Below are 8,514 nucleotides of genomic sequence, written 5' to 3'. Positions count from 1 at the left end.
GGCGGCGCGCGGCCGCCAGCTCGCGGGCGCCCGGGAGGGTGGGGTCGTAGTCGAGCGCGGTCACCGTGACCTCGGCGCTGACGCCGGCGAAGGCAGGGGCCGGTGCGGGGGCGTCCGCTGGCGCGGCGGCGGGCTCGGCCGCCGGTTCCGGCCCGGCAGGGACGGCGGGTGCCGTGACCGCGGGCGCCGGCGCCGGGCTGTCCTCGACCGTGAAGAAGTCGACACCGGACGGCGGCTCCGGGCGGTCGCGCGAGAACCACGCGAACAGCACTGCGACCAGTGCCACGCCCGCGACCGCTGCCACCGCCGGCTTCCAATGCGGCGCCAGCTTGCCCTTGAGCCTGGCCAGGTCCACCGCCGGCTCCGGCGGCTTGCCGTTGGCGATCTGGTTCAGCGCGCTGAGCATCTGCTGGGCGTTGCGGTAGCGGTTGTCCGGCGACTTGGCCATCGCCCGGTCCAGGAACGACTGCCAGTGCTTCTTTTCGGCCGGCAGCCGCGGCACCGGGTCCTGGGCGTGCATCAGCGCCAGCGCCAGCGGGTCGGCGGCCTGGTAGGGGAGGCGGCCCATCAGCAGTTCGTAAGCCAGCACGCCGACGCTGTAGAGGTCGGCGCGACCGTCCACCACTTCGCCGCGCGCCTGCTCGGGCGCCATGTAGCCGCCGCTGCCGACCGCCAGGCCGGCGGTGGTGATGCGGGTCTGGTCGCGCTTGCTCAGCGCGATGCCGAAGTCGGTGAGCAGCGGCCGGTCGGCGTTGTCGAACAGGACGTTCTCGGCCTTGACGTCGCGGTGGACGATGCCGCGCGCATGTGCGTACTCCAGTGCCGACAGCAGCGCGCGCAGCACCTCGATCGCGCGCGCTTCGTCCTGGGTGAAGTCGCGCTGCCCGAGGTGGCCCTTCGCGAGGTAGGGCAGCACGTAATACAGCAGCCCCTGGCGGGTGCGGCCGACCTCGTGGATGCCGACGATGCAGGGGTGCTCGAGCTTGGCGATGGTGCGCGCCTCGTGCTCGAAGCGCTGCTTGGAGATTTCGTCGGTGAGCGCGGCCGGCGACATCACCTTGATGGCCACCTGCCGGTCGAGCGACTCCTGCACGCTCAGGTAAACCTGCGACATGCCGCCCTTGCCGATCCGGCGCAGCACGCGATAGCCGGGGATCTCGGGCATGTAGCTCGAGAGCAGCGCGGTCAGCTCGTCAGGGGAGAGTTCTTCTTCCTGCTGCATGGCGCGGTCGGGGACAGGGCGGGGGGCCGGGGAGGCCAGCATACGGCCTCAGGCCGTTCAGGCAAGCCATTTATGAAAGTGTGAAAAAGCTCACGCTTTCGCGGCATCGGCCTCCGGGCTCCGCCGCTTCCGGCGCACGTAGACCTGCTTGCGGACCCTGGCCACCACGTCGCCGGCCCCGTCCCGCACGTCCATCTCGAACCAGCGCAGGACCTTTTCGCCCCCGGCCGCGGCCGCCCGGATCTCGTCCAGTACCGCCTCGTCCAGGTCGAACTCGACCGCCACCGTGCCGCGGCCGGGTTTCACGAAGCGGATGTCGGCGGCCTGGTCCCAGACCAGGTAGTCGCTGCCCAGCCGGCGCAGGACCATGATCATCCAGAACGGATCGGTCATCGCGAAGAGGCTGCCGCCGAAGTGGGTGCCGACGTAGTTCCGGTTGTACCAGCGCTGGCGCAGCTCGACCCGCACGTGCCGGAAGTCGTCGCTGAAACGGGTGATGCGGATGCCGGAGAACAGGAACGGCGGCCAGAAGTTCATGTAGCGGCGGAGGCGGGAGGCTTTCATTGGCGGCCGCCCGGATCAGAACAGCACCGAGGCCATCTTGCGGCGGTAGTCGCCTACCAGGTCCTCGTCCTCGACCACGCGGAAGGCATCGATCAGGGCCTTGCGCGGCAGGCCATCCTCGAAGCCGCGGTCGCGCCGCAGCATCTCCAGGAACTGGTCCATCGCCGCGGCGGCGTCGCCGGCCACGATCAGGCGCACGCCCAGCAGGTGGCGTGCGCGGAGGTCACCCGGGTCGGCGGCGATCGCGGCCTCGAGCACCGGCGCCGGCGGCGCGTCCTTGAGCAGCGCCGCGAAGCCGAGGCGGGCGCGGGCGCGCAGGGCGCGGTCGTCCTGGGCCAGGTTCGCGGGCAGGGCATCGAGCAGTTGCTCCGCCTCGGCCACGGCGCCGGTGCCAAGCAGGGCCAGGGCCAGGTCGAGGCGGTGCTCGTCCTTGTCGGGCTCGGCCAGCGTCAACGCGCGCAGGCGGACCACTTCCTCGTGGGGGTCGGCCGGCGGTGCGGCTTCGGGCGCGGCTTCCTCGGCGGCGGCCCTGGCCTCGACGCCGTGGTGCTTGAGGAACTCGCGCAGCTGGCCTTCGGGCAGTGCACCGGGGAAGCCGTCGACGATCTGCCCGCCCTTCACCAGCATCACCGTCGGCACCGACTTGATCTGGAAGTAGCCGGCGAGCTGCTGCTCCTTGTCCACGTCCACCTTGGCCAGCAGGAAGCCGCCGTTGAACTCGGCGGCCAGCTTCTCCAGCACCGGCCCCAGCGTCTTGCAGGGTCCGCACCAGGTGGCCCAGAAGTCGAGCAGCACCGGGACGTCCTTGGATTTCAGCAGGACGTCCTGCTCGAAGGTCGGCAGGCTGGCGTCGAAAACGTGGGGGCTGGCGGGGGTCATCGCGGGTCCGTCCGGGTGGGGTGATTACCCCAGATGGTGCCACCGGGCGCCGTGCGCAAGCCCGGGCCCGCTTCGCTTTACTCCGGGCTGCGCACCACCACGCCGTCCTTCATCACGAAATCGACCCGCTTCACCGCCTGGATATCGGCCAGCGGGTCGCCCGGCATCGCCACCACGTCGGCACGGAAGCCCGGGGCGATGCGGCCCAGGTCGGCCACGCCCAGCACCTCGGCGGCGTTCACCGTCGCCGTCTGCAGCGCGGCCGCCGGCGCCATGCCGGCCTCGACCATGAACAGGAACTCGTCGGCGTTGTCGCCGTGCAGGCTGACGCCGGCATCGGTGCCGAAGCCGATGCGCACGCCGGCCCGGTGCGCCTGGCCAAAGGTGGTCTGGATCAGCGCCCCGATCCGCGCGGCCTTGGGCCGCACCACGTCGGGGTAAAAGCCGTCGATCTTGGCCTTTTCGGCCACGAAGCGGCCCGCGCTGATGGTGGGCACGTACCAGGTGCCGTTCTTCTTCATGAGCGCGAAGATCTCGTCGTCCATGTAGGTGCCGTGCTCGATCGAGGTCACGCCACCGACGATGGCCCGGCGGATGCCCTCCTTGCCGTGGGCATGGGCGGCGACGCGGTAGCCGTAGTCGTTGGCGGCCTCGACCACGGCCCGAACCTCGTCCACGGTGAACTGCGGGCCGTCGCCGCTCCTGGCGTAGCTCAGCACGCCGCCGGTGGCGGTGATCTTGATGACGTCCGAGCCGTCCTGGTAGCGCTCGCGCACCGCTTGCCGGGCCTCGTCCGGGCTGTTGACCACGCCCTCGGCGGGGCCGGGCTCGCCGATCGCGTCCTCCAACAGGTGGTTGAGGCCATTGGTCGGGTCGGCGTGGCCGCCGGTGGTGGCGATGGACTTGCCGGCCGCGTAGATCCGGGGACCCTCGATGAGGCCCTGGTTGATGGCGTCGCGCAGGGCCAGCGTGGTCTCGCCGCCCAGGTCGCGCACCGTGGTGAAGCCGGCCTGCAGGGTCTTGCGGGCGTAGCCGACCGAGCGCAGCACGGTGAACTCGGGGTTGAGCCGGAAGCCTTCGGAGTAGGACTGGGCGCTGGACTGGTTGCCCAGGTGCACGTGCAGGTCGATCCAGCCGGGGCTGCAGGTGTGCCCGCGCAGGTCCACCGAGCGGGCGCCCTCGACCGCGGCCATCCCGGCGCGGACTTCGCGGACCTTGCCCTCGGCGACGACGATGGTCTGCTCGGCCCGGCTGCGCCCGGCGGCGCTGTCGAACAGTTGCCCGCAGTGCAGGGCCAGGGTTTCGGCCCGGGCCGCGGCGGGCAGGGCGAGGCAGAGGGCGAGCGAAAGCAGGGCAGGGTTCGGGCGCATCGGATTCCCCTTGGAGTGGTCGCCAGATGGTACCCGGGAAAGGAAGAGGCGAAAGGACGGGGTCAGGTTCACTGCTTCCGAGGTGGCGTCGGCGACGGGGCCGGAAGTCGGGAGAAGTGAACCCGACCCCGTTCTTTCACCCTGTCCCTTCGCCCGTCGGGGCGCCGATTTGTTACGCTGGCGGCCTGTTTTTCCCCGCCCCAAACCCATGTCCGACATCCAAGACCCCAGCGCCTACGACCCGAAGGCGGTGGAAGCCGCCGCGCAGACCCATTGGCAGGCCACGGCCGCCTTCGCCGTGCGCGAGGACACCTCGCGCCCGAAGTACTACTGCCTCTCGATGCTGCCCTATCCCTCGGGCGCGCTGCACATGGGCCACGTGCGCAACTACACCATCGGCGACGTGATCAGCCGGCACCGGCGCATGAAGGGCTTCAACGTGCTGCAGCCGATGGGCTGGGACGCCTTCGGCCTGCCGGCCGAGAACGCCGCCATCAAGAACCGGACCGCGCCGGCGCAGTGGACCTACAAGAACATCGAGCATATGCGCGGCCAGCTCCAGCGCCTGGGCTTCGCCTACGACTGGACCCGCGAGTTCGCCACCTGTACCCCGGAGTACTACCGCTGGGAGCAGCTGATGTTCACCCGCCTGATGAAGAAGGGGCTGGTGTACCGCAAGAATTCGGTCGTGAATTGGGACCCGGTCGACCACACCGTGCTCGCCAACGAGCAGGTGATCGACGGCCGCGGCTGGCGCTCGGGCGCACTGGTGGAAAAGCGGGAGATCCCGCAGTGGTTCCTGAAGATCACCGACTACGCGCAGGAGCTGCTCGACGGCTTGGACACGCTGCCGGGCTGGCCCGACGCGGTCAAGACCATGCAGCGCAACTGGATCGGCCGCAGCGAGGGCCTCGATATCCGCTTCGCTGTGGACGGCCTGGCCGAACCGCTGGAGGTGTTCACCACGCGCCCCGACACGCTGATGGGCGTCACCTACGTCGCGGTCGCCGCCGAACACCCGGTGGCACTGTGGGCGGCTTCGGGCAACCCGGCCGTGCGCGAATTCATCGATGAGTGCCGCCGTGGCGGCGTCTCCGAGGCCGAGCTCGAGACGCAGGAGAAAAAGGGCATCTTCACCGGCCTGCACGCCGTGCACCCGGTGTCGGGCGAGAAGGTGCCGGTGTGGATCGCCAACTTCGTGCTGATGGGCTACGGCACCGGTGCGGTGATGGCGGTGCCCGGCCACGACGAACGCGACTTCGAGTTCGCGCGCAAGTACGGCCTGCCGATCAAGCAGGTGATCGCGATCGAGGGCGAGGCCTACGATGCCAACACCTGGCAGGACTGGTACGCCGACAAGACCGACCCGCGCATGCACGTGGTCAACTCCGGCGAGATCGACCGCCTGGGCTTCCAGGCGGCGTTCGACGCGCTTGCGGAGAAGCTGGCCGAGGCCGGCCTTGGCCGCCGCCGCGTGAATTTCCGCCTGCGCGACTGGGGCGTCAGCCGCCAGCGCTACTGGGGTTGCCCGATCCCGGTCGTGTACTGCGAAAAATGCGGCGCGCTGCCGGTGCCCGAGGACCAGTTGCCGGTGAAGCTGCCGGAAGACGTCGCCTTCACCGGCGTCGCCTCGCCGATCAAGGCCGACCCGGAATGGCGCAAGACCACCTGCCCGGGCTGCGGCGGCGCCGCCGAGCGCGAGACCGACACCTTCGACACCTTCATGGAGTCGAGCTGGTACTACGCGCGCTACACCTCGCCGGGCGCCACCGACCTGGTGGACGAGCGCGCCAACTACTGGCTGCCGGTCGACCAGTACATCGGCGGCATCGAGCACGCGATCATGCACCTGATGTATTTCCGCTTCTACCACAAGCTCATGCGCGACGCGGGCCTGGTGAAGTCGGACGAGCCGGCCACGAATCTGCTCTGCCAGGGCATGGTGGTCGCCGACACCTTCTACCGCGAGAACCCGGGCGCGCCCAACGACTGGTTCAACCCGGCCGACGTGGACGTGGTGCGCGACGCCAAGGGCCACGCCACCGGCGCGGTGCTGCGCAGCGACGGGCAGCCGGTGAAGATCGGCGGCACCGAGAAGATGGCGAAGTCCAAGAACAACGGCGTCGACCCGCAGACCATGGTCGACCGCTACGGCGCCGACACCGTGCGCCTGTTCTCGATGTTCGCCGCGCCGCCCGAGCAGAGCCTCGAATGGAACGAGGCGGGCGTCGAGGGCATGGCCCGGTTCCTGCGCCGGCTCTGGAGCCAGGTGCAGAAGCACGTCGCCGAAGGCCCCGCGCCGGCGCTGGACGCCGCCACGCTTGACGGCGCCCAGAAGGCGCTGCGCCGCCAGCTGCACGAGACCATCCAGAAGGTCGGCGACGACTACGGCCGCCGCCACACCTTCAACACCGCCATCGCCGCGGTGATGGAGCTGCTCAACGCGCTCGCGAAGTTCGACGACGCCAGCGCCCAGGGCCGGGCCCTGCGCCAGGAGGCCTTCGAGGCCGTGACCCTGCTGCTCAACCCGATCACGCCGCACACCTCGCACGCGCTCTGGCAGCGCCTGGGCCATCCCGAGGCCACGCTCGAGGACATCGCCTTCCCGCAGGCCGACCCGGCCGCGCTGGTGCGCGAGGCCGCCACGCTGGCGGTGCAGGTGAACGGCAAGCTCCGCGGTACCATCGAGGTGTCGGTGAACGCCGGCAAGGACACGATCGAAGCCCTGGCCCTGGCCGAGCCGAACGTGCAGAAGTTCCTGGAAGGCTTGTCCGTGCGCAAGGTGATCGTGGTGCCGGGCAAGATCGTCAACATCGTCGCGGGGTGAAGCTGATGCAGCGTCTACTGGTCCTGGTGTGCCTGCTGGCGGTCGTGACCGCCTGTGGTTTCCGCCCCCGCGCCTCGCTCGCGCTCGCCGGGGACCTCGGTCCGGTGAAGGTGTCCACCAGCGATCCCTACAGCCCGCTGGGCCAGGGCCTGTCGGTGGCGCTCACGCGCGCCGGCGCCACGCCCGCCGTCGATGGCCAGCCGGCCGCGCAGCTGCGCGTGCTGTCGGAATCGCTCGGCACCCGGCCGCTGGCGCTGGACCGCCTGGCCCAGGTGCGCGAGTACGAAACCACCTACCGCGTCCGCTTCGACCTGGTCGGCGCCGACGGCACCGTGCGAGTACCGGCCCAGGATGTCGAGCTCTCGCGCGAGTACACCTACGACAGCGTCGCCTCCGCCGGCAGCCCGGCCGAGCAGGCCCTGATCCAGGACGAACTGCGCCGCGAGATGCAGGCCGCGATCCTGCGGCGCCTGGACGCGGTGCTGCGCGCCGACTGATGGAGCTGCGCGCCGACCGCCTGGAGCGCCAGCTCGCCGGCGAGCCGCTGCGCCCGGTCTACCTGGTGGCCGGCGGCGAACCGCTGCTGGTGCAGGAGGCCGCCGACGCCATCCGCGCCCGCGCCCGGGAAGAGGGCTATACGGAGCGCGAGGTCTATGACGCCGAGGGCGGCTTCGACTGGAACACGCTCAGCCGCGGCATGGCCTCGCTGAGCCTGTTCGCCAGCCGGCGCGTGTTCGACCTGCGCTTGCCCACCGGCAAGCCGGGCAAGGACGGCAGCGAGGCCATCCGCGAGTACTGCGAGAACCCGCCGCCGGACACGGTGCTGCTGATCACCGCGCAGGACTGGAGCAAGGCCCACGCCGGCAAGTGGAGCGAGGCGATCGCGAAGGCCGGCCACGTCCTGCCGGTTTACCCGCTCAAGACCCATGAGCTGGGCGACTGGCTGCAGCGCCGCCTGCGCAGCCGCGGCCTGGTGGCCACGCCCGACGCCGTGCAGCGGCTCGCCGACCGGGTCGAGGGCAACCTGCTGGCGGCCGCGCAGGAAGTGGACAAGCTGGCGCTGCTCGCCGGCGGCGGCCGCGGCGCTGCGGCGCAGGCCATCGACGAGGCGCAGATGGAGCAGCTGGTCGCGGACTCCTCGCGCTTCGACGTGTTCAAGCTGGTGGATTCGGCGCTAGCTGGCGATGCGCCGCGCGCGGTGCGCATGCTGGCCGCGCTGCGCGCCGAGGGCGACCAGGTGGCGGGGCTGATGCCGATGGTTGCGAAGGAAGTGCTGGCGCTTTGCGCGCTGGCGCGTGCGGCCGAATCCGGCAACGTGATGTCGGCGATGCGCGAGGCGCGCATCTGGGAAAGCAAGCAGGCGATCTACCGGCGCGCGATCGAGCGGCATCCGCCCTCGCGCTGGGAAGCCTTCGTGGCCGAGTGCGGCGCCATCGACCGCGCCGCCAAGGGGCGCGGCGGCGGTGATCCCTGGCTGCGGCTGGAGCGGCTGCTGGCGGCTATCGCCGACGCGCGCGCGCGCGGCCTGCTGGCCTCGTGACGCTGGCGCTTTACTACGGCGGCACCTTCGACCCGGTCCACGCCGGCCACCTGGCGGTGGCGCGGGCGGTGCGCGCGGCCTTCGGCATCGCCCCGGCCTTCGTGCCCGCCGC

At 70.9% G+C, this 8,514-nt stretch carries 8 protein-coding genes; 4 read left to right on the top strand and 4 right to left on the bottom strand.

Features of this window, described 5'->3' with window-relative positions; genetic code table 11:
• The 4 genes from Q0C12_RS14105 to Q0C12_RS14090 form a co-directional block, all read right to left on the bottom strand.
• Nucleotides 1–1,222: serine/threonine-protein kinase (locus Q0C12_RS14105; RefSeq protein ID WP_290891280.1), on the bottom strand; the 1,222-nt coding region annotated here is incomplete at its 3' end.
• 90 nt (nt 1,223–1,312) lie between these two features.
• Entirely contained in the window at nt 1,313–1,786 is a 474-nt protein-coding gene (locus Q0C12_RS14100) for a DUF4442 domain-containing protein (protein ID WP_290891277.1), read from the bottom strand.
• A gap of 15 nt (nt 1,787–1,801) precedes the next feature.
• A complete protein-coding gene (trxA, locus tag Q0C12_RS14095; protein ID WP_290891275.1) occupies nt 1,802–2,665 on the bottom strand; it encodes a thioredoxin in 864 nt (287 codons plus the stop codon).
• Nucleotides 2,666–2,742: 77 nt separating this feature from the next.
• Entirely contained in the window at nt 2,743–4,035 is a 1,293-nt protein-coding gene (locus tag Q0C12_RS14090) for an amidohydrolase family protein (RefSeq protein ID WP_290891273.1), read from the bottom strand.
• A 208-nt stretch (nt 4,036–4,243) separates the two neighbouring features.
• Between Q0C12_RS14090 and leuS the strand changes: the two genes are divergently transcribed.
• The 4 genes from leuS to Q0C12_RS14070 all read left to right on the top strand — a co-directional run.
• Nucleotides 4,244–6,862, top strand: a complete 2,619-nt coding sequence (gene leuS, locus Q0C12_RS14085; protein WP_290891271.1) for a leucine--tRNA ligase — start codon at nt 4,244–4,246, stop codon at nt 6,860–6,862.
• Between the two features lie 5 nt (nt 6,863–6,867).
• The gene (lptE, locus tag Q0C12_RS14080) at nt 6,868–7,359 is read left to right on the top strand and encodes an LPS assembly lipoprotein LptE (protein ID WP_290891269.1); all 492 of its coding nucleotides are present in this window, start codon (nt 6,868–6,870) and stop codon (nt 7,357–7,359) included.
• Nucleotides 7,359–8,402 (top strand): DNA polymerase III subunit delta, encoded by a 1,044-nt coding sequence (holA, locus tag Q0C12_RS14075; protein WP_290891266.1) that lies wholly within the window; start codon nt 7,359–7,361, stop codon nt 8,400–8,402. The genes lptE and holA overlap by 1 nt, the downstream gene beginning before the upstream one ends.
• On the top strand, nt 8,399–8,514 hold a 116-nt coding region (locus Q0C12_RS14070), incomplete at its 3' end, for an adenylyltransferase/cytidyltransferase family protein (RefSeq protein ID WP_290891282.1). The genes holA and Q0C12_RS14070, both read left to right, overlap by 4 nt.

The sequence above is a fragment of the Arenimonas sp. genome (assembly GCF_022842045.1).
GTDB lineage: Bacteria > Pseudomonadota > Gammaproteobacteria > Xanthomonadales > Xanthomonadaceae > Arenimonas.
This window is presented reverse-complemented; position numbering and strand designations above follow the sequence as displayed.

Excerpts from the sequence above, each read along its gene's own strand:
- Q0C12_RS14100 (WP_290891277.1), bottom strand. The coding sequence starts at position 1,786 with ATGAAAGCCTCCCGCCTCCGCCGCTACATGAACTTCTGGCCGCCGTTC.
- trxA (WP_290891275.1), bottom strand. The coding sequence starts at position 2,665 with ATGACCCCCGCCAGCCCCCACGTTTTCGACGCCAGCCTGCCGACCTTC.
- Q0C12_RS14090 (WP_290891273.1), bottom strand. The coding sequence starts at position 4,035 with ATGCGCCCGAACCCTGCCCTGCTTTCGCTCGCCCTCTGCCTCGCCCTG.
- leuS (WP_290891271.1), top strand. The coding sequence starts at position 4,244 with ATGTCCGACATCCAAGACCCCAGCGCCTACGACCCGAAGGCGGTGGAA.
- lptE (WP_290891269.1), top strand. The coding sequence starts at position 6,868 with ATGCAGCGTCTACTGGTCCTGGTGTGCCTGCTGGCGGTCGTGACCGCC.
- holA (WP_290891266.1), top strand. The coding sequence starts at position 7,359 with ATGGAGCTGCGCGCCGACCGCCTGGAGCGCCAGCTCGCCGGCGAGCCG.